Source organism: Ensifer sp. 4252 (assembly GCF_050434565.1).
Lineage (GTDB): Bacteria > Pseudomonadota > Alphaproteobacteria > Rhizobiales > Rhizobiaceae > Ensifer.
In genome coordinates, this window is record NZ_JBNDIU010000015.1 from 12,468 (window position 1) to 35,717 (window position 23,250).

The window sequence follows — 23,250 nt, forward strand, 5'->3', positions numbered from 1 at the left end:
CCTAGGTCAAGATTTGCCGGCAGAGGTCGATGAAGTCGTTGGCCCAGCCGGAAAACAGCGCAAACAGCACGAGCCAGACAGCGAGCATGAAATGCCAATAGGTGGCGCAGAGCGTGATCGACAGGGTCGCCTTTTCGTCGATCGGCGCCTTGCGCGTGGCGAGAATGGTGCGGGCAAGTGCAATCAGGCCGCCGACGATGTGCAGGCCGTGCATGCCGGTGATCATGTAGAAGAAGCTGTTGGCGGCGTTGCCCGTGAGAAGGTACCCGGCATCGGTGAGTTCGCGCCAGGCGAAGACCTGGCCGACGAGGAAGGCGAGGCCCAAGGCAAGGGCGGCGATGAGAGCCGTGCGACTGGCATCGTCGCGGTGTCGTTCGGCCGATACCTTGGCGACATGGAGCATCAGGCTTCCGGCCGCAAGCACCGCCGTGTTCAGCCAGAGAAGGTTCGGCATCGGCGTCGACCACCAGTCGGTCGATGCCATGCGCATGAAGTAGGCGCTGATGAACAACGTGAACAGTGCGCCGACCACGGCGAGGAAGACGCCGAGGCCGAGTTTAGCGGGTTCGATCGGGTGCCGGCCCTGTGGGCGCGGGTCGTGGTGATGGCCGACCTCCAGCCAAGGCTTCGACATCATCCGCTGCTGCGACAGCCACCATCCGGCGATCGCCGCAATGACGGCGAGGAAGATCAGCGTGACGCTCATGTCGCGGTCTCCCGCGTCAGGTTGTCGGGGCCGGGCTGGTTCTGCGGGATGAAATCCTCCGGCGCGCCCGGCACGCTGTAGTCATAGGCCCAGCGATAGACCACCGGCAGATCCTTGCCCCAGTTGCCATGGCGTGGCGGCGTTTCCGGCGTCTGCCATTCGAGCGTCGTTGCCCGCCAGGGGTTGCCGCCGGCATCGCGGCCGTGGCGGATGCTCCAGACGAGATTGAAGAGGAAGACGATTTGCGCTGCGCCGACGATGAGGGCAACGATGGTGATGAACTCGTTGAGCGTATGGGCCGAGGCCGGGACGAAGGCGGTTTCGCCCATCTCGTAGTAGCGCCGGGGCATGCCGATCAGGCCGAGATAGTGCATCGGGAAGAAGATGAGGTAAGCGCCGACGAAGGTGACCCAGAAGTGAAGCTGGCCCATCGCCTCGTTGAGCATGCGCCCGGTGACCTTCGGATACCAGTGATAGATGGCGCCGAAGATGACGAGGATCGGCGCGACACCCATGACCATATGGAAATGCGCAACCACGAACATCGTATCGGAAAGCGGCACGTCGACCACGACATTGCCGAGGAACAGGCCCGTCAGGCCGCCATTGACGAAAGTGACGATGAAGCCGAGCGCAAAGAGCATCGGCAGGTTGAGATGGATATCGCCGCGCCACAGCGTCAGCACCCAGTTATAGACCTTGAGTGCTGTCGGCACGGCAATGATTAGCGTGGTCGTCGCGAAGAAGAAGCCGAAATAGGGGTTCATGCCGCTGACATACATATGGTGCGCCCAGACGACGAAGGAGAGCGCGCCGATGACGACGATCGCCCAGACCATCATGCGGTAGCCGAAGATGTTCTTGCGGGCATGGGTGCTGATGAGATCGGAGACGATGCCGAAGGCGGGAAGGGCGACGATGTAGACTTCGGGGTGGCCGAAGAACCAGAAGAGATGCTGGAACAGGATCGGGCTGCCGCCGCCATGCTGCAGCTGTTCGCCCATCTCGACGATCGCCGGCATGAAGAAGCTGGTGCCGAGCACCCGGTCGAACATCATCATGACGCAGGCGACGAAGAGGGCGGGGAAGGCGAGCAGCGCCATCACCGTCGCGGTGAAGATGCCCCAGATCGTCAGCGGCATGCGCATCAGGGTCATGCCGCGCGCGCGGCCCTGGAGCACCGTGACCACATAGTTGAGCCCGCCCATGGTGAAGCCGATGATGAAGAGGATGAGCGAGGAGAGCATCAGCAGAATGCCCCAGTCCTTGCCTCCGGGTGTGCCCGAAAGCACGGCCTGCGGCGGATAGAGCGTCCAGCCGGCTCCGGTCGGTCCGCCGGGTGCAAAGAAGCTTGCGGCCAGCACGAGCACGGCAAGCAGATAGATCCAGTAGCTCAGCATGTTGGCGTAGGGAAACACCATGTCGCGTGCGCCGAGCATCAGCGGGATCAGGTAGTTGCCGAAGCCGCCGAGAAACAGCGCGGTCAGCAGATAGATCACCATGATCATGCCGTGCATGGTGATGAACTGGTAGTAGCGCTCGGCGTCGATGAAGGCGAAGGCGCCCGGAAAGCCCAGCTGCAGGCGCATCAGCCAGGAAAGAACCAGCGCAACCATGCCGATGGCGATGGCGGTCGAGGCATATTGCACGGCGATGATCTTGGCGTCCTGGCTGAAGACATAGCGCGTCCACCAGCTGTGGGGATGGTAGAGTTCAACATCCTCCACCTCGGCGTGTCCGAGCGCGCCATCTGTGCCTGACCGGATGTCGACCATCTAAACTCTCCCAACAATTGCCGTCGGGGCGCCTCCTACCGCGCCGGGGCGGCATTTTCTGCCTGTGCCGTTTCCTTCGTCTGCGCTGCTGCCATCAACTGTGAAAAGGTCTGCTGGCTTGCGAGCCAGGTCTGGTAGTCGGCCTCACTGTCGACGACGACGGTGCCGCGCATCTGCGGGTGGCCAACGCCGCAGAGCTCCGCGCAGAGCACCTCGAACGTGCCGGTGCGGGTGGGGGTCATCCAGAAATAGGTGACCATGCCGGGCACCATGTCCATCTTGGCGCGGAACTCGGGCACGTAGAAATCATGCAGCACGTCGACGGAGCGCAGTAGCACCTTGACCGGCTTGCCGATCTCGAGGTGCAGTTCGCCGCCTTCAATGACGACGTCATCGAGGGCGGCCGTGTCGTCGCGGTTGAGGCCAAGCGAATTTTCCGGCGAGATGTCGCGTGTCTCGGAGGTGCCGAGCTTGCCGTCGACGCCGGGCAGGCGGTAGCTCCACAACCATTGCTGGCCGATGATTTCGACCTCGCTGGCGCCGTCGGGCACGGTGACGAACTGGTGCCAGACGAACAGGCCCGGCGTCAGCATGGCGGCGACGCCCAGCGTCGTGCCTGCGGCGAGCCAGCTTTCGAGCTTCTTGTTTTCCGGTTCATAGGCTGCCCGGTTTCCCGGGCGATGCCGAAAACGCAGGACGCAGTAGGCCATGAACAGGACGACGGCGACGAAGACGACGCCGGTGATCCAGAAGGTGATGATGAGTGTATTGTCTATGTAGTTCCAGTTGGACGCGATCGGCGTCCACCACCACGGGCTCAACAAATGGAACAACACCGATCCGGCGGCCAGCAAAACCAGAATAACCACCACGGCCATTTCTTGTCCCTCCTCGCCGCTTGCGGCTGTGGGCATGAATACGCAATCCGTAGAGTTCTAAATGCAATTATTGCACGAACGGAAAACACTCGCAATTGACCGTTCGCTTGTGTGCCTGTCGGCGCCCCAAACCGTTTCGTCTACTGCGAATATTGCTTGAGATAGGCGAGCAGGTTGGCGATATCGGCCTCGTCCTTCAGGCCGGGAAAGACCATCTTGGTGCCTTTCACCTTCGCCTTCGGATTGTGGAGATAGTCGCGCAATGTTGCCTCGTCCCAGACAAGTCCGCCCTTGCCGGCATCGACCATCGCCGGTGAATACTTGAAGTCGGGATGCGTGCCGGCGGTTCTGCCCAGCACGTGGTTGAGCGACGGGCCGACCTTGTTGGTATCGCTGTCGGCGACATGACAGATCGCGCATTTCTTGAAGACGGTCGCGCCGGCCCCCGCATCGCCCTCTTGCGAAAGGGCGACGACGGGACAGAGCAGCGTTGTCGAAAAGGCAAGGGCGACAACAAAATTTCGCATGACACTTCCTCAATATCGCCGGGCGCGGGGCAAGGAAGGCTATCGTCAATTCGTCGTACTGGCGGTACTTGCTTCTCTCAATTGGGCGCCACGGGCGGTTGATACTTGCGACGGGATGACCGTACGCCTCGTCCGGGAGATGTCAATCTCCGGTCTTGGGCGATACCGCCTGCGCCGCGTCAGTTGTTAACCGCCACTGGCGCCCCGGCAATCAGACCCGATTGCCGGCGGCGTCGAAGAAGTGCAGACGCTCCGGCGGCAGTCGTACCGGGATCTCGCCGGCTGCCTTGAGGAAAGTGCGGTCGTTGGTGAAGGCCTTGAAGCTCGCCTTGCCGAAGGACAGATGCAGGATGATGCCGAAGCCGGTCGGCTCGACCAGGTCGACGGTTGCCTTCAGCGAATCCGGCGCCGTGGTGCCGATCTCGACATGTTCGGGCCGAATGCCGAGCGTTGCGTTGGCACCGTCAGTCAGTTCGGCATGCACTTGCGCTGGAATGGTCACGCCACCCTCAGTCTCGAAGCGTGGCACCGCGCCGTTTCTGTAGGTGCCTTCGAAGAAGTTCATGCCGGGCGAACCGATGAAGCCGGCAACGAAGAGGTTTGCGGGGCGATCGTAGAGATCGAGCGGGCTGCCGACCTGCTGCACGAAACCGCCGTTCATGGCGACGATCCGGTCGGCAAGCGTCATGGCTTCGATCTGGTCGTGGGTGACGTAGATTGAGGTGGCGCCCAGATCCTTGTGCAGCTTCTTGATTTCAGCCCGCATCTGTTCGCGCAGCCGCGCGTCGAGGTTCGACAGCGGCTCGTCGAAGAGGAAGGCCTTAGGTTCGCGCACGATCGCGCGCCCCATGGCGACGCGCTGGCGCTGGCCCCCGGAAAGGGCGCGGGGGCGGCGTTCCAAGAGCGGATCAAGCCCGAGCTTGGCGGCAGCGCCGGAGACAATGCTGGCGATCTTTTCCTTGGCCGTCTTCCTGAGCCTCAGGCTGTAGCTCATGTTCTTGGCGACCGACATGTGCGGATAGAGCGCATAGGACTGGAACACCATGGCGATGTCGCGGTCCTTGGGCGCCAGCTCGTTAACGCGTTTGCCGGCGATGCGGATTTCGCCTGATGTGACGCTTTCAAGGCCGGCGATCATCCGCAGCAGGGTGGACTTGCCGCAGCCGGAGGGGCCGACCAACACCACGAATTCGCCGTCGCCGATCTTCAGGTCGACGTCGTGCAGGACCGGATGGATGCCGTAGGATTTGCGGATGTTGGCGATATCGATGGAAGCCATGAAACAATCCTCAGCCTTTGACCGCGCCGGCCGTAAGGCCCTGGACGAGATAGCGTTGAATGAGCAGGAAGAAGAGGCAGGCCGGGATCAGAGCCAGCACGCCGGCGGCCATCATCTGACCGAAGTCGACCGAGAATTTCGACACGAAGGACAGCAGTCCGACAGGGAAAGTCGCCTGGTCGTTGCCGGAGATCAGCATCAGTGAGAACAGAAGCTCGCTCCAGGCGGCGGTGAAGACGAAGCCGAGCGTCGCGGCAATGCCCGGCAGCGTCAGCGGCAGGATGATCTGGCGGAAGGCGACGAACTGGGTGGCGCCATCGATCATCGCGGCTTCCTCCAAATCCTTCGGAATGCCGTCGAAGAAGGACTGCATCAGGAAGGTGGCAAACGGCACGTTGAAGGCGGTGTAGACGATGACGAGGCCGGTCAGGCTGTTGGTGAGGCCAAGCGGCGACAGGATCTTGAAGATCGGCGCGACCAGCATGACGAGCGGGAACATCTGCGTCAGCAGCATCAGCGCCACCAACCAGTACTTGCCGCGGAAATTGAACCGCGACAGGGCGTAGCCGGAAAGCGAGGCGAGGACGGTGACGATGACGGCCGTCGAGCCCGAGACGATCAGGCTGTTGCGGAAGAATACCGGGAAGGCGCTGTGGCGCAGCACGAAATCGAAATGCTCGAGACTGGCGCGCGATGGCCAGAGGCGAATGCCTTCGGAATAGAGCAGTTCGTTCGGCGTCACGGCCACTTTCAACAGCCAATAGAGCGGGAAGAGCGCGAAGGCGATATAGGCGAGGATCGCCAGCCGATGCGCGGTCACGAGAAGGATAGGTTTGGCGCGCATCGGTCTCAATCCTTGCTCAGCAGCCATTGGCGCAGGATGACGATCAGCATGGAATAGGCGAGCAGCAGCGCCAGAAGCACCAGCGCAATCGCCGAGGCGTAGCCGAAGTCGAGCCGCTTGAAGGCCTGGGTGAAGATGTAGCTGGCGACGATCTGGGTACGATCGGCCGGTCCGCCATTGGTCATGACGATGATCAGGTCGGCGAAGTTCGAGATCCAGACAGTGCGCAAGAGAATGGTGATGGCGATCGTCGGCGCGAGGAAGGGCAGGGTGATCGACAGGAACCGCTGCACTGGGCCGGCGCCATCGATGCTGGCGGCCTCGTAGAGATCGCGTGGGATCGCCTGGAGGGCGGCGAGCAGGGTGATGGCGAAGAACGGAATTCCCCACCAGACATTGGCAATGATCGGCCCCCACATCGCCAGTTGCGGATCGGACAGAATGTTGGAGGGCTCGCTCATGATGCCGAGCGCGTAAAACCAATGCGGCAGTGGTCCGACGACCGGATTGAACAGCCACGACCAGTTGAGGCCGGCAAGGAAGCTCGGCACCGCCCAGGGCAGGAAGACGAGCGCCTGCGCGAGGCCGCGACCATAGAACGGCTTGTCGAGCAGCAGCGCGAGGATGAGACCCAGCAGGAACTGCAGGAAGACCGAGGCGCCTGTCCACCACAGCGTGTTGCGCAGCGCTCGGTAGAAGGCCTGGTCCTGCGACAGGGCCCGGAAATGATCGAGGCCGATGAAGGCGCCGGAGAACGGATTGAGCAGCTGGATATCGCGGAAGGCGTAGGAGATGCCCAGCGCCAGCGGCACCAGCATTACGGTGACGATCAGGATCAGCGCCGGCGCGCTATAGAGATAGGGTGCGGCGTGATCGGCGATACGCTTCATCAGCGGCCGGCGTGCAGGCAGGCCGTCATGGCGGGCGGCATAGGCCATCGGTCGAAATTTCCCCTGTGCGGCCGCCGGTTTTCTCGGCTTGCCCTGTTCTCAAGACATTGGGCGACCGGCGGCAGTCAGTCCGCCGCCGGTCAAAGGCTCATTTCTTGGCGAGGTGCTTCTGCTGCGCCTTGGTGAGATAGTCGGCCCACTGGTTGGCGAGGTCCGTCGGCGTGATGTCGCCGAGCAGGGCTTCCTGTGTCGTCTTGATCGCCAATGAATCCTTGAAGAAGGCGAATTCTTCGAGGTAGGTCGGCATGACAGTCAAAACGACGTCCTTGTCGGCAAGCTCGTCGAACCAGCCCTTGAACTGCGGGCTTGCGTAGAAGGGATCCTTTTCGGCCGCCTTGTGGACCGGCAGTGCACCGGTGCGCTTGTTCCACTCGATGTTGCCTTCCGGCCCTTCGAGCGTTTCGATCAGCTTCCAGGAGAGGTCCTTGTTCTGGCTCGCCGACAGCATCGACCAGCCGGCAAAGCCGATGGTGGTGAAGGCCTTGCCGCTCGGGCCCTTCGGCATGGTGGTGACGCCGAAGTCTTCCGATTTCATCCGTTCGGCAATAGCGATCAACGCGTCCGGGTCCTGGTCGAGGAAGGCGCAGGTGCCGCTATAGAAACCGGCGACGATTTCGTTGAAGCCCCAGTTGACGCTGTCCTTCGGAGCCAGCCCGTTCTTGTAGAGGTCGATCACCCAGGTGAGGCCCTTGACCCAGCCTTCGCTGTTCATGGTCGAGGTGCCGTCCTCGTTGAAGAAGGTGTTGCTGCCGGCCATGGTCGCGCCGAACATCACCCAGCCGTTGAGGCCGCCCGGACCACCGCGCAGGCAGTAGCCGGATTTGCCCGGCAGCTTGGAGACGGCTTCCGATGCCTTGACGAAATCGTCCATGGTCTTCGGCGGCTCGCTGACGCCGGCTTCAGACAAGAGCTTCTTGTTGTAGAACATGGCGCGCAGATAGAAGCCGTAGGGCAGCATATAGGCGGTGTTCTTGATGTCGCGGCCGAGCTCGAGCGTGCGCTCGGTCAGACCCGGCGTGTGCTCCCACTTCTCGAGATAGGGCTCGAGGCTTTCGAGCATGCCGTTGTTGGCATAGAGCGAAAGCCAGGTGTCCGGCATTTCCATGACGTCGGGCAGTTCGCCGGCCGAAACCATGGTCGCGAACTTCTGGAAGGCTTCGCCCCAGGGCAGCGAGATGATCTCGACGGTGGTGCCCGGGTTTGCCGCCTCGAACTTGGCGACGATCGACTTCAGGGTTTCGGTGCGCTCGGGGCTGGTAATGACCTCGACGAGCTTCAGCTTGGTGTCGGCCAGCGCGCTTCCTGCCATCAGGGTGGCAAGCAGAGTGGCGGTAATCAGTTTGCTCATTTTTGTTCCCTTTGTTTTTTGATGGTTGATCCACATTCGAAGAGCAGGATGCTGGCGGAAAGCCGCTTGTGCTTTCCTCATCCCGCTCCCGTCAGCCTGCTGAAGCGGCTGACATCGCCGCTTCAAGATCGCTCCAGAGGGCCTCCGTTCCCTCCAGGCCGACATGGAGCCGTACCGACCGCGGTGAGATGCCGAAGGCGGCCGCGGAATTGGGCTGGGCTTTCTGCGACAGGACGACTTCGCCCGGCACGATGAGACTTTCGTGCCCGCCCCAGGAAACGCCGAGCTTGAACAGTTCGAGATGATCGGCGAAGCGCCTGATATCGACGCCGTCGCGGAAGATGAAAGAGAAAAGGCCCGATGTGCCGGAAAGGCCCGGCGGCAGGGTGTTGCCAAGGCCCGGGTGGCAGACGGTTTCGACCAGCGGATGGGACTGCAGGCGCTGCGCCACCGTCAGCGCCGAGCGCTCGTGTGCCTTCATGCGGATCGGCAGGGTGCGAAGGCCGCGGATCAACAGCCAGGCGTCGAAGGGCGAAAGCTTGCCGCCGAGATAGGGATAGGCTTCCGAGCGTATACGGCCGATCAGTTCCTTGGAACCGGCGACCACGCCGGCGACCACGTCGCTGTGGCCGCCGAGATACTTCGACGCCGAATGGATGACGAGATCGACGCCGAGCGACAGCGGCTGCTGGAAAATCGGGCTCGCCCAGCTGTTGTCGATGGTGGTGATGATGCCCTGATCCTTGGCGAGGCGGGCAAGCGAGGCCACGTCATGGGTGTCCATCACCCAGCTCGTCGGGCTTTCCATGTAGAAGAGCTTGGCGCCCGGCAGGGCCTTGGCGACCGCTTCCTCGTCGCGGCCGTCGACATAGGTTACTTCGATCTTCATCCGCTTCAGATGCGTGCCGAAGAGCCGGAATGCGTCGGGATAGACATGGTTGACCGCGACGATGCGGTCTCCTGGCTCGACGAAGGAAAGCACGGTCGAGGAGATCGCCGACATGCCACTGGCAAAGCCGATCGCGTCTTCGGCGCCTTCGAGTTTCGCCAGCATCTCCTCGAACATCCGGACCGTCGGGTTGAGGCCGCGGGTATAGATCGGCCGCACACGCTCGCCCTTGTAGGACGCGACCATGTCGTCATAATCCCTAAAGGTGAACAGCGAGGTCTGGACGATCGGAGGCACGACGGCATCGAAGGCATTGCCTTCGTCATGCGCGACGATCAGCGAGGCGTGGTCGAACGGATCGAGGCCGTTGTTCATTTGGACATTTCCTTGATGTCTTCCTCGACGATCGCGAGGATTTTCAGTGTTTCGTCACGCGCAGCTTCCGGATCCTGTGTGGCAATCGCGTTGAAGAGCGTGCGGTGGAACGGAAAGGAGCGGCGGGCAAAGTCCGGCCGGTTGAAGGGCTTTTCCCAGAAGCGCTCAAAGGCCCCGCGCATCTGCTCCAGCAGCTGCCGAAACAGCGGATTGTGGGTCGCGTCATAGATCGCCAGATGAAAGGCGAGATCTTCCGGCCCGGACGTGCCCTTCGACAGGTGCACGCGTTCCATTTCGTTCAGCTTTTCTTCGATCGTTACGAGGTCGTGTTCGGTGCGGCGGCGTGCGGCGACCATGCCGGCCTCGACTTCGATGCCGCGGCGGACTTCGAGCGTCATCAGGAGAATATCGCGCAGGTGGCCGGTATCGAGCGTCAGCGGCATATGGACGGTGGCGGCCGAGATGGCGCGCAGCAGATAGGTGCCGCTGCCCTTGCGCGCCTCGACGACGCCGAGCGCCTGGAAATGGCGAATGACTTCCCTGACGGTCGAGCGCCCGACGGCCAGTGCCGTCATCAATTCGCGCTCCGCCGGCAGTCGGTCGCCGGGTTTCAGGTCGGATTGCTGGATGTAGTCCGCGAGCGCGGCAATGACCTGCTGCGCCCGATCGGCGGGTGGCAGTGGCCGAAGGGCTGCTCTTGCTTGTTCAGTCATTCAGCCTCCCCCTCGGCGCTAAATTGGTCTGACATCTGATCAATATGGCCAAGGCTTGGGTGGCGGTCAAGCGGCAACTTATAAACGCGAGCGCCGGTTGACCGGCCGCCGTGCGCGGAGTGATATGGCGCAGCAAGGAGTTCGAAGATGAAGAAAACAGGACGTCTGCTCGTGGCACTGGCGGCGATCGCAATCGCAGCAGGCACTGCTACGAGCAGTGCCGAGGCGCAGATGCGCACGAGCAAGGGCGAGTATTACCAGGGCATCCAGCGTGCGCCCTATGGCAGCTATCTCTGGATCTGGCCGCCGGAGTGGAGGCGGGAACCGGCCTATCAGCAAAGGCCGCAGAACAGGCCGACCGGCGGCAAATCTGACAGCCGCAAGAAGTCTTACGCGCAATAGTCTACAACGCCGTGCGTCTTGTCAGACGCGCAAAGGTCGCTGTAGCACTTTGAATTTCTGCATGTTTTTATCCTTAAATCGGCTACGATTTAAGGATACATGAGTAGCGGCCGCGAGCGGCCGGGACAAAGAGAAGTGGCGCCCGAAGGCGCCACCTGAAAGTCACGTCAGATTTGCGCGATATGGGCGTCGCGCGGCAGTGACGACAGCACTTCCGGTCCGTCCTCGCGAAGGATGACGATATCCTCGAGCCGGATGCCGAAGCGACCCGGCAGATAGATACCGGGTTCGATCGAGAAGACCATGCCTGCCTCCAGCACCGTTTCCGACGTTGCGGTGATGTAAGGCGGCTCGTGGCCGTCGATGCCCATGCCGTGACCGGTGCGGTGGACGAAATATTCGCCGTAGCCGGCATCCGCGATCACCTTGCGTGCCGCATCGTCAACGTCCTTGGCGAGAACGCCGGGGCGAGCCGCCTTGAGCGCCGCCTGAACGGCCCTTTCGACGATCGTGTGGATCTGGCCATAACCTTCCGGTGCGCGGCCGACGATCGCCATGCGGGTGATGTCGCTCGGGAAGCCCTGCTTGCGGCCGCCGATGTCGATGACGACCGCATCGCCTTCGGCAATCACCCGTTCGCTGGCGGAGTGGTGCGGGAAAGCGCCGTTGCCGCCGGCGCCAACGATCCAGAAGGCCGGTGCTGCACCTTCGGAAGAGAAGTGCGAGCGGATTTCTGCGGCCAGTTCCTTCTCGGTCATGCCCGGGCGGATCTTGGAGAAGGCCGCCTGCATGGCGCGATCGGCAATACCGGCATTCATCTTCAGGAGGTCGTATTCGCTCCGATCCTTGCGCATGCGCAGGGCGCCGAGCGTTTCCGGCGTGAAATCGCGGGCGGTGTCATCGGGTAGATTGTCGAGCAGCAGCAGCGCGAAATCGGCGCGCATGGTCTCGTCGATCACCACGCGGCCCGGTTTTTCCGCGCCGAGGCCGGCAAGCGCCAACGTCAAAGCCTCCACGGCACCTTCGGCGTCGGACCAGTTGTAGAAGTCGATATCCGTATGCTCGCGGGTGCCTTCGGCATTGAGCGCCGGCATCAGGAAGGCTTCCTTCTCCGGGCCGATCAGCAGCAGGCAGGGGCGTTCGTCGGGATGCGGATGATAGCCGATCAGCCAATCCATGTGAGATCCGGGGGCGAGTGCAACCAGCCCGCTGCCGGTCTCATTCATCTTGGCCCGCAGGGCTGCGAGGCGCGCTTTCGTCTGTTCTTTCATGGCGTTTCCAGTTCTGGTTCCGGCAGGGTTGTGGGTGAGGTGAGGGGCCGCGCGTCGGTCTCGTGTTCGGGCGTCGATCGACGCGCGGCGGTCGCCGGGCTAATGCGCCCGGACGAAAGACTGCTGGTCTGAGGGTGCAATCGACAAAGCGTTTGCGCAACCGACAAGAGGCTATCCGCTGCCCTTGCCAGGGTTCGCAGCAGCGCTGCGACGGTCCTCGGCGCGTGTTACCGCGAATGCACCTTCCGGCGTTTCCGTTGCCTGGGCGTCGCCGAAGACATCCATCGTGCAGGTGTGCAGAATGACGGTCGGTTCGGTGGTGTGGTTCCAGGTGAGGTGGGTCAGACCCGACAGGAAGTGGGCGGAATCGCCTGTTTCCAGCACCGTCTGTTCGCCGTCGATCTCGATCGTCAGGGAGCCCTGGAGGATGAAGAACATCTCCTCGCCCTCGTGGGTCATGGCTTCGCTGCGGTGGCCGGGCGGCGTGTGCACCACGGTGCTGCGCAGAACACTGCCGGGAAAGGAAGCCGACAGGCGTTCGTAGGAGATGTTGCTGTCGGGCGAGCCGGCCAGCGCATAGGCGCGGCGCTGATCATGGCGGGTAAACGGCGAGGCCACCCTCGGCGAATTCAGGAACGTTCCGACCTCGACCTTCAGTACCCGACAGACCGCGACCAGCGACGTCAGCGACGGCACGGTGATGCCGCGCTCGATCTGGGAGATGAAGCCGACGGAGAAATCGGCCCGATCGGCAACTTCCTTGAGCGTCAGCTTCAGGGCTTTACGCCGCTCACGCAGCCGATCGCCGAGCGAGGGAAGTTCCGATGCCGGATCGTTTGGCCGAGACTGCGAATCCACCGTGAAATCCCCTCTCAACCCACATCATCCCTCGGGGACGATCTCCTGCGCGGGTGCAAGCATACGCGCCTAGAAATCGCCAAGGATTTCAGGGCTATGCGCTTGTATTTTCTGAACTTTGCTGTGGCGATCGCGGCTTGTCAACGAAAATTTTAGTCAGACTAAAATTTCGCGATAGTGATGGTGGTTGGCCGTCAGGCTGCAAGCTTCAGCAGGCGTGCAACGGCCTGCTGGTCGAAACCGCCGATACCCTCGCGGATGTCGGCCGCAATGGCATCGGCAACGGCATCCTCGTCGCGGCGGCGCAGGGCTTCGATCGCCTCGCGATGGCGGTCGACGACATAGAGTTCGCTCACATGTTCCATGGCGATGCCGAGGATCGGACCCAGCTGCAGCCAGACGCTTTCGATCAGCGGCATGACGATCTGGTCCGGATTGGCGGTGTAGATCGTCCGGTGGAAGGCCTGGTTGGCAATCAGCGCCGCCGCCTGGTCGCCACGGCGGATTTCGTCCTCGATGCTGTCGTCGATCGCCGAGATCCGTTCGATCTGGCGTTCGGAAAGATGGGCGACGGCCCGGCGGGCGGCATGGCTCTCGAGCGCGATGCGAAGCGATATCAGCTCCTCGAAGCGGGCCGGCGTGATGCGCGGCACAACGATGCGGCGGTTTTCGAGGAATTGCAGGGCGCCGATGGAGGTGAGCTGCCGCAGGGCCTCGCGAACCGGCGTCGGGCTGCTTTCCAGTGCCTCGGCAAGCCCCCGGATCGTCACCGAGGTGCCCGGGCGGAAGCTGCCGACCATGATCGCCTGGCGAAGCCTGGCAAAGGCATAGTCATGCGTGGTCATGCCTTCCGGACGTTCGAGAAGAGGCAGCGATGGGGTCTTCAAATCAGCAGGCTCCTTCTGCCACGCGGGAATGGTCGCGGGCTGATAGCATCCGTCGAGGTTGACTCCAACTTCTAAATTATGTCAACTTTCTGATAATGTGATCACAAAATGAGATTTGCGATATGTCCCTCGACGCGGAAGACCCGAGCGCCTTCAAGGCCTGGCTGGAGCAGAACGGCCCTATCGAAAGCATCCAGGCCGTGGTCTGCGACCTGAACGGCATCATGCGCGGCAAGCGGGTGCCGGTGGAGCAGGCCTCCAAGGTGCTGGGCGGCGGCATCCGCATGCCGCTGTCGATCGTCGGTGTCGACGTCTGGGGAGAAGACATCATCAACAGCGAGCAGGTGTTTGCGAGCGGCGACAGGGACGGTATCTGCGCCGTTACGGGGCGCGGGGCGCTGCCGGTCAACTGGACCTCGCGGCCGAGCGCTCTGGTGCCGCTGTGGCTGCTGCTCGAGGACGGCAAGCCGTTCCTCGCCGATCCGCGCCAGGCGCTGGCGGCGATCGTGCGCGAATACGAGGAGCTGGGGTTGCGCCCGGTGGTCGCGACTGAAATGGAATTCTATCTGATCGATCCTGAGCCCGACAGCGCGGTGCCGCCGATCTCGCCCTATACCGGCAAAAGGCTTGATTCCGATGCGATCCTGTCGATCGACGAACTCGACGATTTCGGCGAATTCTTTTCCGACGTCTACAAGGAATGTGCCCGGCAGAACGTGCCGGCGGATGCGGCGATCGCCGAGAACGGCATCGGCCAGTTCGAGATCAACCTGCTGCACACCGACGATCCCTTGAAGGCCGCCGACGACGCGATCTTCTTCAAGCGCATCGTCAAGGGGGTCGCCCGCAAGCACGGACTGGCGGCGACCTTCATGGCCAAGCCCTACGGCACCCGCTCGGGCAACGGCATGCACATTCACTTCAGCCTGCTCGACGCCGACGGCAACAACGTCTTCAACGACGGCAGCGATGAGGGGTCGGCGGTCCTGAAGAACGCCGTTGCGGGCCTGCTGCGCGGCATGCCGGAAACGACACTGCTGTTTGCGCCGCATTTCAATTCCTATCGCCGGCTGCGGCCGGATACACATGCGCCGACGGCGGTGTGCTGGGGTTACGAGAACCGGACGTCGGCGATCCGCATTCCCGGCGGCAATCCGGCGGCACGCCGCATCGAGCACCGTGTTGCCGGTGCCGACGCCAACCCCTATCTCGTCATCGCCGCGATCCTCGGGGCAGCACTCGTCGGCATTCGCAACAAATGGAAACCCTCAGCGCCGGTGACGGGCCGAGCCTATGCGGCGGAGAAACTGCCCAAAATTCCCGCCGATTGGGGGCAGGCGGTCGATGCCTTCGAGGCAGGGCCGATTGCCGCCGAGATCTTCGATCCGACCCTTCGCTCGATGCTGATCGCCTGCAAGCGGCAGGAGATCGCCGGTTTTGCCGAGCAGGTCACGGACTATGAGTTCAGCGCCTATCTGGAAATCGTATGATGACGACAAACCACAAATCCTATGCCGGCGACGGCAGCTATCCCACCAGCTACTACGCCGCCTCCCGCAACATCATCCGCACGCCGGTTTCGCTCAAAGGCCGCGTCGAGACCGATATCTGCGTCGTCGGCGCCGGCTATTCCGGCCTGTCGACGGCAATCCACCTCGCCGAGAAAGGCTACAAGGTCGTCGTCGTCGAAGGCGCCCAGGTCGGCTGGGGTGCATCGGGCCGCAATGGCGGCCAGGTGGTCAACGGCTTGAATGCCAGCCTTGCCACCATCCAGCGCCGCTACGGCGAGGATGCGGCAAGCTTCGTCGGCGGCCTGGTGCAGGAGGGCGGCAAGATCATCCGGCGGCTCGTCAGCCAGTATCAGATCGACTGTGACTTGAAGCCGGGCAACATCTATGCGGCCTATACGCCTGTTCATATGAAGGAACTGGAAGCCAAGCAGGCGCTCTGGCGCAAATACGGCATGGACGACCACCAGCTTCTCGACCGCGACTCGCTCCGAAAGCTGGTGAATTCCGACGCCTATTGCGGCGGCATGCTGGATACGACGGGCGGGCACATGCATCCGCTCAATCTGGTGCTCGGCGAAGCGCGTGCGCTCGAAAGCCTTGGCGGCACGATCTACGAACAGTCGCCGGTCACGCGGGTCGACCATGAGGCGGCGCGACCGACGGTCTATACCGCCGACGGCCAAGTGTCGGCGCGGACCGTCGTTCTCTGCGGTAACGCCTATCTCGGCGATGCGGTGCCGAAGCTCGTCTCGCGCGTCATGCCGGTTTCGACCCAGATGATCACCACGGCGCCGCTCGGCGAGGAGCTCGCCCATTCGCTCATTCCAAGCGACATGTGCGTCGAGGACGTGCGCTACATCCTCGATTACTTCAGGCTATCGGCGGACAAGCGCATGATCTTCGGCGGCGGCACCGTCTATGGCGGCACCGACCCGGCCGACGTCGTGGCCAAGCTCAAACCCAATCTGGAAAAGGTGTTCCCGAAACTTAAAGGCGTGAAGATCGACTATGCCTGGAGCGGCAACTTCGCGCTCTCCTTTACCCGCGTGCCGCAGATGGGCCGCATCGGTGCGAACACCTATTTCGCGCACGGCTATAGCGGCCATGGCGTGACCGGATCCCACCTCTTCGGACGCACGCTTGCCGAGGCGATCGACGGCGACGCAACACGCTTCGACATGTTCGAGAAGCTGCCCTGGTACCCGTTCCCGGGCGGGCGAATGTTCCGCGCGCAGTATTCGACGATCGGCTCCTGGTGGTATTCGTTCAAGGATGCCGTTGGCTGGTAAAGCGTCTTCAGGTTTTCTTTGTCTGGGACAAAAGGCGGCAGGGATCGCTTCCTGTCGTCCAGACGCGTGCGCGCATCCGTCTCTCTGGAGGCTCTCCTCGGCTTGTCGGTGCGAGGGAATTCGGTTGTTGCCGGCGGAATTCGGGCATAAAATCGCGTAGGAAAAGCGGGAATGAAAGGCTCTGCCAGCTTCGCCGAAGGAGAGGCTTGCGCTGTCCCATGAAGTGTCTTTGCCGGCCGTCGCCATTCACATTTCGCGCTCTGGTCACGGCTGCGGTGCGTCTCAATTTCAGTTGCTTCCTGTGTGCGTCTTCAGCACTGATTTCGTCCTCATATGAGGGAACAAAAAGGGTTCGCAAAACATTCCTGCCGAGCGAGGGAGGTTGGAGATGTTCGTACGCTTTGGCTATGAGATCGGCATCCGCTGCCCCCAGCCGACGCCGATGATGACTTACCTTTCCGTCGTCGCAGAGAAACGCCCCGACATCCGGCGCGAGCGCGGCCCCGTGACCTCACCAATCGTCAAGATGGAGGAGATTGTCGACCCGCACCGCAATGCCTGCCTGCGCATGATCGCGCCTGAAGGGGATTTCAAGCTCAGTTATGATGCCGTCATCGAAGACGACGGTCGGCCTGATGTTTCCGATCCGCTGGCGCAGGCTGTGTCCGTCGAAAGGCTTCCGCCGAACACGCTGCCCTATCTGGCCGCCAGCCGCTATTGCGAGACCGATCGGCTGGGCGCGCTTGCCTGGAGGCTCTTCGGGGAGGCGGCGCCCGGCTGGCCGCGCGTGCAGGCGATCTGCGACTACGTACATGAACGCCTGGTGTTCAGCTACGGCTACGCCCAGGCGATGCGCACGGCGCTCGAAGCCCACGAGGATCGCCTCGGCGTCAGCCGGGACTATGCGCACCTTGCCATCGCTTTATGCCGGTGCATGAACATGCCGGCGCGGTACGTCAACGGCTACATGGCTGACCTTGAAACCGAGCACAGGGTTGCGCCGATGGATTTCAATGCCTGGTTCGAGGTTTTTCTCGGCGATCGCTGGTACACGTTCGACGCCAAGAACAATGCGCGCCGGGCGGGGCGCATCGCCGTTGCCCGGGGTCGCGATGCTGCTGACATCCCACTGATCCAGACCTTTGGGAAACACGAGCTGACGGGGTTTACGGTGTGGACCTGCGTCGAAGCCGACGGCGGTCTCACCCGCTCGCACCGCGATGCCAATGTATCGTTGCTGACGCCATGGTTCAGCGAAAACTGGTCGAGACATGTGCAGGAGCGCGACCGCAATCGCCACTGAAGGTGCCGCCCGCCGGACGATTTTTTACTTTTGGGGTGGAATGGAGAAATTAATATCTATAAACTCAATCGAGAATATCGGAGAACATGGCTATTGCCGGTCCTGTTTCCGGCCTGAACGACGGAGAGACGCGATGAACGCTGCGAAGCCGACAATCCAGTCCCGATATGCGTTTTACGCGGCAGCCCCGCCGCGCCGCTCGCCCATCGCCCTGTTTCCGCATGCGATCGCTTTTGTCGCTGCCTTCTGCTTCGTTTCCGCTCTCGTCATCGGCGCCCTCTGAACGTTCTCAGGCGCTGTTAACCGGTGCGCGACAGATGCTCGTGGACCGCCAGCCAGGCTCCGGTCCCATCCCGTTCAAACACGATCGTTTCTCTCTCCCGTGACGTCAGTGCTTCACCGCCGATCTCGAGTTCGGTCTGAACGCCGTGCGTGAAGACGGCAACGTTGCCAATCACTTGCACATGCCGGTCGCTGGACTGGCAGGCGTGGACACGAAAGTTGTCGCGGGTTTCCCATAATGCCCATTCCGCCTCGTATTCGGCCCGGCTGCGCAAGGGGCGATCGAGATTGTGGAAGATGAAGGTTGCGTTCGGCGAAAAGGCCGAAAAGTAAGCCGCGGCATCATGGCGGGCAAAGGCTGCGACGAGCCGATCGGCGGCGGCAAGCACCGACTGTTCCAAGTCTTGCATCAATACGCTCTTCATTGTCAGGGTTGGCTTCATTGTCCGGCTTGGATCATGGCGCCGCGATCAGTGTTGCGAGCGGCCGGTTCTGTCTGGTAACGCGCGCCTTGAGCTCATCGAGCGGCATCGCCTCGTGCTTTGCGAATTCGATGAACATCATGTTGAGATTGTTGAACAGCATCTCGCCGACGGCGCGAACGTCGGTGCCGGGGGCAACAAGCCCTTTCACCTGCAGCTTGTGGATGAGCGTCGAGACCTGATCGCAAAGCCGGCGGTCGAGTTCGGTATAGCGCTTGCTGAATGGGCTCTCCGGCTGCTGGATCGAGATCGCCATCGCCGTGCGCCACATCTCCTTGCTGAGATAGACGAGCGAGTGATCGTAATATTGGCCGATCAGGGCCTCCAGCGCGCCTTCGACGGAGGAAGGCGGATTGTCGACGATGGTGCGACCGGCGGTGAGAACTTCCTCGACCTCCATGGAAACCGTGGCGACCAGGATGTCGCCCTTGTTTTCATAGTAATTGTAGAAGGTGCCGACCGACACTTCGGCCCGTTCGGCGATATCCTCGATGCGGGCGCTGTCGTAGCCGACCTCTCGAAACAACAAAGCAGCGGCGTCCAGGATACGTCTGTTCCGGTCGGCTTTCTGCCGTGCGCGCAGCCCTGTCATATGCATGTCCTTGAATTCTGAATGTCCTCAAAATTGAGATTGACTTAAAAAATGAATTCATTCAATCTTTTTTTGAAGACGCCGAAACGAGTGTCAAAACAAGAGGGCAACAGCATGATGCAGTCAGTTCATGACGGCGCGCACCTGCGCCGATTTTTCTCCTCGGTCGCCGCAGGCGCGATGGTTAGTGCCTCGCTCGTCTCGGTTCCGGCGCCGGCTTTTGCCACCGAAGAACTCAACGCGCTCGTCTGGTGCGATCACACGGATCCCGCCCTGGTCGAGCCGTTCGAAAAGGCCAACGACGTCAAGGTCAACCTGAAGGTCTATGAAGGCACAGGTGCCGCGCTTTCGATCCTCGATCAGTCCCGTCCGGGCGACTGGGACGTGCTTGTCATCGACGGCGTCGACGTGCATCGCGCCATCGATCTGGACCTGCTCGCCGAAATGCCGGCCGACGCTTTGCCGACGGCCGACATCTTCCCGGAGGTGCGGATGGAGGCCAACAACACCAAGGACGGCAAAACCTATGCCGTCACGGAAAAGTTCGGCTACAACACCATTTCCTACGACAAGTCCAAGGTCGACCCGAAGGATATGCAGGATCTCTCGGTGATCTGGTCGGACAAGTACAAGGGGCGCATCGCGCTCTATGATTACTACCTGCCGATGATCGGCCTCGTCGGTCTCGGCCTCGGCAAGAAGACCGCTGATCTGACCGAGGCGGACATGCCGGCAATCAAGGAAAAGCTGGCGGCAATGCGGGCGGTTTCCAAGCAGGTCAGCGACGTCGTCTCTTCACAGACGGCGCTGGCAACAGGCGAGGTCGATATTCTGGTGGGCGGCGGCGAGTGGATCACCGCGGTGCTTTCCGCCGACAAGCCCAACCTCGACTGGACGATCCCGGAGCAGGGTGCGGTGCGCTGGGCGCAGTCGATCGGCGTGATGAAGGATTCGACCAAGCAGGATCTGGCGCTGAAATTCGTGCAGTACATCGTCAGCCCCGAGGGTCAGGCGCGGCTTGCGACATCCTCCTGCTACTGGGCGATGCCGGCAAACAGCAAGGCGGGCGAGCATCTGACCGACCCGCAGAAGGCGGCGCTGCGTTTCAACGAACAGGCCGAATACCTGAAGAAGACGCAGCTCTATCCAATCCCGTCGACCGAGCTGGATCAGCAGTTCCAGGATGCCTGGACGGAAATGCTGCAGCAGTAACTGCCGGGACCTGGCGAACGCACGCCGCGTTCGCCGATCCTTTAGCCGATCGCCGCCCCAACTGTCGGTGGGACGGTGAACTGCGTCCAGCACCTTGTCCGGGCGCTCAACTCTGGAGTTTTGATGACTGCGACAACTCTCGAAGATGCTGACCGCCGGAAAGCCTGGGGCTTTGCTGCCCCTGCGCTTTTGTGGACGCTCGCCTTCTTCGTCGTTCCTTTCCTTTTCATGGCGGCGATGAGCCTCTGGAAGCGCGAAGGGCGGGAGATCGTCCGCGTCTGGAACCTCGACAACTATTCTCGCTTCTTCTCCGAGAACGCCCTGTTGCAGGGTCTGGTCAATTCGCTCGAAATCACGGCCATCGTCACGGTCCTTTCGGTGCTGCTTGCCTATCCGCTTGCCTGGATCATCGCCGAGCGCGTGCCGAAGCGGTTTCAGCGCCTGGCGCTGATCCTGGCAATCCTGCCGTTCTGGACCTCCTATGTCGTCCGCTCCTATTCCTGGCTGCTCGTGCTGTCGAAGAACGGCGTCATCAACCAGATGCTGACGGGCCTGGGGCTGATCGCCGAGCCGCTGGAGATCGCCAGCACGCGAACGGCAACAGTGATCGGTTTCGTGCACTTCTTCGTCATGCTTTTGACGCTGACCATCTATTCGAACCTGATCCAGCTCTCGCCGAACTACCGCCGCGCGGCCGCCGACCTTGGCGCCAACGCCTTCCAGACCTTCTGGCATGTGGTGTTGCCGCTGACATTGCCCGGTATCATGACCGGCGCGTTCCTCACCTTCGTGCTTTGCATCGGCGACTACGTCACGCCGCAGATTCTCGGCGGCAACAACGAGTTGGTACTGCCGCAGATCATCATGCTGCAGCTGGGCCGGCGCGCCGATTTTCCGATGGCGGCGGCGCTGTCGATCATTCTCATGCTGGCCATCACCGTCGCCTATGTGCTGTGCGCCCGTTGGCTGAAGATCGAGAGGGCGTGATGTTGCGCAGAGTTGTCATTGGCGGCGTGTCTTGGGCCTACCTCGCCATCGTCTACGCCTTCATCTTCCTTCCGGTTGCGGTGCTCGTGCTGTTCTCATTCCAAGACGGGCGTCTGCCGGTACCACCGTTCAATGGCTTTTCCACCCAGTGGTACGAGGCGGTGTTCGTCGACCGCAAGCTGATGGCAGCACTCGGCAATTCGATGCTGGTCGCCATCTTCTCGTCCGTGGTCTCCTGCGTGCTCGGCTTTCTCGCTGCCTATTCGCTGGCGCGCTACAGGCTGCCGGGCTCGGCCTTGCAAAGGGGTCTGCTGATCGCGCCGATGACGGTCAGCTATCTGATCATCGCGCTCGGATTGCTGGCGCTTCTCAATGCGCTGCATATGCCGCTGTCGCTTTTGACTGTGGGTATCGGGCACGTGGTGATCAACCTGCCGCTCTGCTTTGCCATCATCTATGCCTCGATGGGCGACCACCAGATCAACATCGAGCGGGCGGCGCGCGATCTCGGCGCCAGTGATTTCAAGGTGATGGCGCTGGTGACCGCGCCGATGCTGATGCCTTCGATCCTCGCCGCCTTCTTCCTGTCGGTGACCTTCAGCTGGGACGAGTTCATCATCGCCTTCCTGCTGTCGCGCTTCGACGTGACCTTGCCCGTCGAGATCTGGAGCATGCTGCGCTCCGGCCTCAATCCCAAGACCAATGCCATCGGCTCGCTGGTCTTTCTCGCCTCGGTGGCGCTGCTGCTGATCCTGGAGTTTTCCCTGTTCGGAAGGACAAAGAAACAATGACCGCTCCCGTCTCGACCGAAAACGTCAGCAAGACCTTCGGCCACTTCACGGCGCTGGACAATGTTTCGCTCGATATCCGGGCGGGGGAGTTCATCGTGCTGCTTGGGCCCTCGGGTTGCGGCAAGACCACGCTTCTTTCCATTCTCGGCGGGTTCCTGTCGCCAAGCTCCGGGCGGGTGGTGATCGGCGATCGGGACATGACCTTCGTCACGCCGGCGAAACGCCCGACCACGACGATGTTTCAGGACTATGCGCTGTTCCCGCACATGCGGCTCGTCGACAATGTCGGCTTCGGGCTCCGGATGCGCGGCCTCGGCAAGGCGGAGCGAGACGAAAAGGCGCTCGGATTTCTTGATCTCGTCGGTCTCAAACATTCTGCCGGCAAGCGGCCGCACGAACTTTCCGGTGGCCAGCGCCAGCGCGTGGCTCTTGCCCGCGCCCTTGCCGTCGATCCTGAAGTGCTGCTGCTCGACGAACCGCTCGGCGCGCTGGACCTGAAGCTGCGTCGCCAGATGCAGGATGAGTTGAAGGCGATCCAGAAGCGGGTCGGCACCACCTTTGTGCATGTGACCCATGACCAGGAGGAGGCAATGGCGATCGCCGACCGGATCGTCGTCATGAACCAGGGTCGGATCGAGGATTTCGGTCCGCCGTCGCAGATCTACATGCGGCCGCGGTCGCTGTTTTCGGCGGGCTTCATGGGTGAGGTCAATTTCGTCCCCGGCCGTGTCCGTGCCGCCGACGCCGCCTCGGCGGAGGTGGAAACGTCGCTCGGCAGCCTGGCGCTACCCGCGGCCAACTTTACCGCCGCAGCGCCGAAGGCCGGCGACGCAATCACGCTCACCATCCGGCCGGAGCATTTTCGTGGCGCGGACAAAGCGGATGATCCGATGTTCACTTTGGGTGACGCGCGGGTCGCCGGCAGTGCGTTTTTCGGCACGCACTACCGCTGCCACCTCAAGCCTTGCGCGACTGACGGAGATGCGCTGGTGGCGCACCTGCCGCAATCCTCCGACGTGCGCGATGGCGAGATCGTCCCCCTTGCCGTACGGGCTGCCGACGTCGTAGCCTTGCCGGCGGCAAGCGGAACCCTGTAGCA

At 62.0% G+C, this 23,250-nt stretch carries 24 protein-coding genes; 9 read left to right on the forward strand and 15 right to left on the reverse strand.

What is annotated here, in order from left to right; genetic code table 11:
• Position 1: 1 nt before the first annotated feature.
• The 10 genes from ABIE33_RS23545 to ABIE33_RS23590 form a co-directional block, all read right to left on the reverse strand.
• The gene (locus tag ABIE33_RS23545) at positions 2–706 is read right to left on the reverse strand and encodes a cytochrome c oxidase subunit 3 (RefSeq protein WP_429130189.1); all 705 of its coding nucleotides are present in this window, start codon (positions 704–706) and stop codon (positions 2–4) included.
• Complete coding sequence (gene ctaD, locus ABIE33_RS23550) at positions 703–2,481, reverse strand: cytochrome c oxidase subunit I (protein ID WP_429130191.1); 1,779 nt, start codon at positions 2,479–2,481, stop codon at positions 703–705. The genes ABIE33_RS23545 and ctaD overlap by 4 nt, the downstream gene beginning before the upstream one ends.
• A 35-nt stretch (positions 2,482–2,516) precedes the next feature.
• A complete protein-coding gene (locus ABIE33_RS23555; protein WP_429130377.1) occupies positions 2,517–3,359 on the reverse strand; it encodes a cytochrome c oxidase subunit II in 843 nt (280 codons plus the stop codon).
• 140 nt (positions 3,360–3,499) lie between these two features.
• Positions 3,500–3,886, reverse strand: a complete 387-nt coding sequence (locus tag ABIE33_RS23560; protein WP_429130193.1) for a c-type cytochrome — start codon at positions 3,884–3,886, stop codon at positions 3,500–3,502.
• 211 nt (positions 3,887–4,097) lie between these two features.
• The gene (locus tag ABIE33_RS23565; protein ID WP_429130195.1) at positions 4,098–5,165 is read right to left on the reverse strand and encodes an ABC transporter ATP-binding protein; all 1,068 of its coding nucleotides are present in this window, start codon (positions 5,163–5,165) and stop codon (positions 4,098–4,100) included.
• 10 nt (positions 5,166–5,175) lie between these two features.
• The gene (locus ABIE33_RS23570; RefSeq protein ID WP_429130197.1) at positions 5,176–6,009 is read right to left on the reverse strand and encodes a carbohydrate ABC transporter permease; all 834 of its coding nucleotides are present in this window, start codon (positions 6,007–6,009) and stop codon (positions 5,176–5,178) included.
• Positions 6,010–6,014: 5 nt separating this feature from the next.
• Positions 6,015–6,947 carry a carbohydrate ABC transporter permease gene (locus ABIE33_RS23575; RefSeq protein WP_429130199.1) on the reverse strand — a complete coding sequence of 311 codons (933 nt, stop codon included), beginning with the start codon at positions 6,945–6,947 and terminating at the stop codon, positions 6,015–6,017.
• A 100-nt stretch (positions 6,948–7,047) separates the two neighbouring features.
• The gene (locus ABIE33_RS23580; RefSeq protein ID WP_429130201.1) at positions 7,048–8,307 is read right to left on the reverse strand and encodes an ABC transporter substrate-binding protein; all 1,260 of its coding nucleotides are present in this window, start codon (positions 8,305–8,307) and stop codon (positions 7,048–7,050) included.
• Positions 8,308–8,398: 91 nt separating this feature from the next.
• Positions 8,399–9,571, reverse strand: coding sequence for a PLP-dependent transferase (locus ABIE33_RS23585; RefSeq protein WP_429130202.1), 1,173 nt, complete (start codon positions 9,569–9,571; stop codon positions 8,399–8,401).
• Positions 9,568–10,284, reverse strand: coding sequence for a FadR/GntR family transcriptional regulator (locus tag ABIE33_RS23590; RefSeq protein WP_429130203.1), 717 nt, complete (start codon positions 10,282–10,284; stop codon positions 9,568–9,570). Before ABIE33_RS23590 ends, ABIE33_RS23585 begins: the two co-directional genes overlap by 4 nt.
• Positions 10,285–10,431: 147 nt before the next feature.
• On the opposite strand from ABIE33_RS23590, the gene ABIE33_RS23595 reads away from it, so the two are divergent.
• Positions 10,432–10,686: a hypothetical protein gene (locus ABIE33_RS23595; RefSeq protein ID WP_429130205.1), complete on the forward strand. Its 255-nt coding sequence runs from the start codon at positions 10,432–10,434 to the stop codon at positions 10,684–10,686.
• Positions 10,687–10,853: 167 nt separating this feature from the next.
• On the opposite strand, the gene ABIE33_RS23600 is transcribed toward ABIE33_RS23595, so the two are convergent.
• The 3 genes from ABIE33_RS23600 to ABIE33_RS23610 all read right to left on the reverse strand — a co-directional run bounded on the left by ABIE33_RS23600 (position 10,854) and on the right by ABIE33_RS23610 (position 13,702).
• Positions 10,854–11,957 carry a M24 family metallopeptidase gene (locus ABIE33_RS23600; RefSeq protein ID WP_429130207.1) on the reverse strand — a complete coding sequence of 368 codons (1,104 nt, stop codon included), beginning with the start codon at positions 11,955–11,957 and terminating at the stop codon, positions 10,854–10,856.
• 171 nt (positions 11,958–12,128) lie between these two features.
• A complete protein-coding gene (locus ABIE33_RS23605; RefSeq protein WP_429130208.1) occupies positions 12,129–12,815 on the reverse strand; it encodes a helix-turn-helix domain-containing protein in 687 nt (228 codons plus the stop codon).
• Between the two features lie 194 nt (positions 12,816–13,009).
• Positions 13,010–13,702: a GntR family transcriptional regulator gene (locus ABIE33_RS23610; RefSeq protein WP_429130209.1), complete on the reverse strand. Its 693-nt coding sequence runs from the start codon at positions 13,700–13,702 to the stop codon at positions 13,010–13,012.
• A 122-nt stretch (positions 13,703–13,824) separates the two neighbouring features.
• Here ABIE33_RS23610 and ABIE33_RS23615 point away from each other — a divergent pair, with 122 nt between their 5' ends.
• The 4 genes from ABIE33_RS23615 (at position 13,825) to ABIE33_RS23630 (ending at position 18,088) form a co-directional block, all read left to right on the forward strand.
• Positions 13,825–15,192 (forward strand): glutamine synthetase family protein, encoded by a 1,368-nt coding sequence (locus ABIE33_RS23615; RefSeq protein ID WP_429130211.1) that lies wholly within the window; start codon positions 13,825–13,827, stop codon positions 15,190–15,192.
• Entirely contained in the window at positions 15,189–16,502 is a 1,314-nt protein-coding gene (locus ABIE33_RS23620; RefSeq protein ID WP_429130213.1) for an NAD(P)/FAD-dependent oxidoreductase, read from the forward strand. Before ABIE33_RS23615 ends, ABIE33_RS23620 begins: the two co-directional genes overlap by 4 nt.
• Positions 16,503–16,890: 388 nt before the next feature.
• Positions 16,891–17,805, forward strand: coding sequence for a transglutaminase-like domain-containing protein (locus ABIE33_RS23625; RefSeq protein ID WP_429130214.1), 915 nt, complete (start codon positions 16,891–16,893; stop codon positions 17,803–17,805).
• Positions 17,806–17,938: 133 nt separating this feature from the next.
• Positions 17,939–18,088, forward strand: coding sequence for a hypothetical protein (locus tag ABIE33_RS23630; RefSeq protein ID WP_429130215.1), 150 nt, complete (start codon positions 17,939–17,941; stop codon positions 18,086–18,088).
• A gap of 16 nt (positions 18,089–18,104) precedes the next feature.
• Here ABIE33_RS23630 and ABIE33_RS23635 read toward each other — a convergent pair whose 3' ends face one another.
• A complete protein-coding gene (locus ABIE33_RS23635) occupies positions 18,105–18,497 on the reverse strand; it encodes a nuclear transport factor 2 family protein (RefSeq protein WP_429130217.1) in 393 nt (130 codons plus the stop codon).
• Positions 18,498–18,543: 46 nt separating this feature from the next.
• Positions 18,544–19,161: a TetR/AcrR family transcriptional regulator gene (locus ABIE33_RS23640; RefSeq protein ID WP_429130219.1), complete on the reverse strand. Its 618-nt coding sequence runs from the start codon at positions 19,159–19,161 to the stop codon at positions 18,544–18,546.
• Positions 19,162–19,275: 114 nt separating this feature from the next.
• Here ABIE33_RS23640 and ABIE33_RS23645 point away from each other — a divergent pair, with 114 nt between their 5' ends.
• The 4 genes from ABIE33_RS23645 to ABIE33_RS23660 all read left to right on the forward strand — a co-directional run bounded on the left by ABIE33_RS23645 (position 19,276) and on the right by ABIE33_RS23660 (position 23,248).
• Positions 19,276–20,373: an ABC transporter substrate-binding protein gene (locus ABIE33_RS23645; protein WP_429130221.1), complete on the forward strand. Its 1,098-nt coding sequence runs from the start codon at positions 19,276–19,278 to the stop codon at positions 20,371–20,373.
• Positions 20,374–20,496: 123 nt separating this feature from the next.
• Entirely contained in the window at positions 20,497–21,360 is an 864-nt protein-coding gene (locus ABIE33_RS23650; RefSeq protein ID WP_429130222.1) for an ABC transporter permease, read from the forward strand.
• Positions 21,360–22,151, forward strand: coding sequence for an ABC transporter permease (locus ABIE33_RS23655; RefSeq protein ID WP_429130224.1), 792 nt, complete (start codon positions 21,360–21,362; stop codon positions 22,149–22,151). Before ABIE33_RS23650 ends, ABIE33_RS23655 begins: the two co-directional genes overlap by 1 nt.
• Positions 22,148–23,248: an ABC transporter ATP-binding protein gene (locus ABIE33_RS23660; protein ID WP_429130226.1), complete on the forward strand. Its 1,101-nt coding sequence runs from the start codon at positions 22,148–22,150 to the stop codon at positions 23,246–23,248. The genes ABIE33_RS23655 and ABIE33_RS23660 overlap by 4 nt, the downstream gene beginning before the upstream one ends.
• The last annotated feature ends 2 nt before the right edge of the window (positions 23,249–23,250 follow it).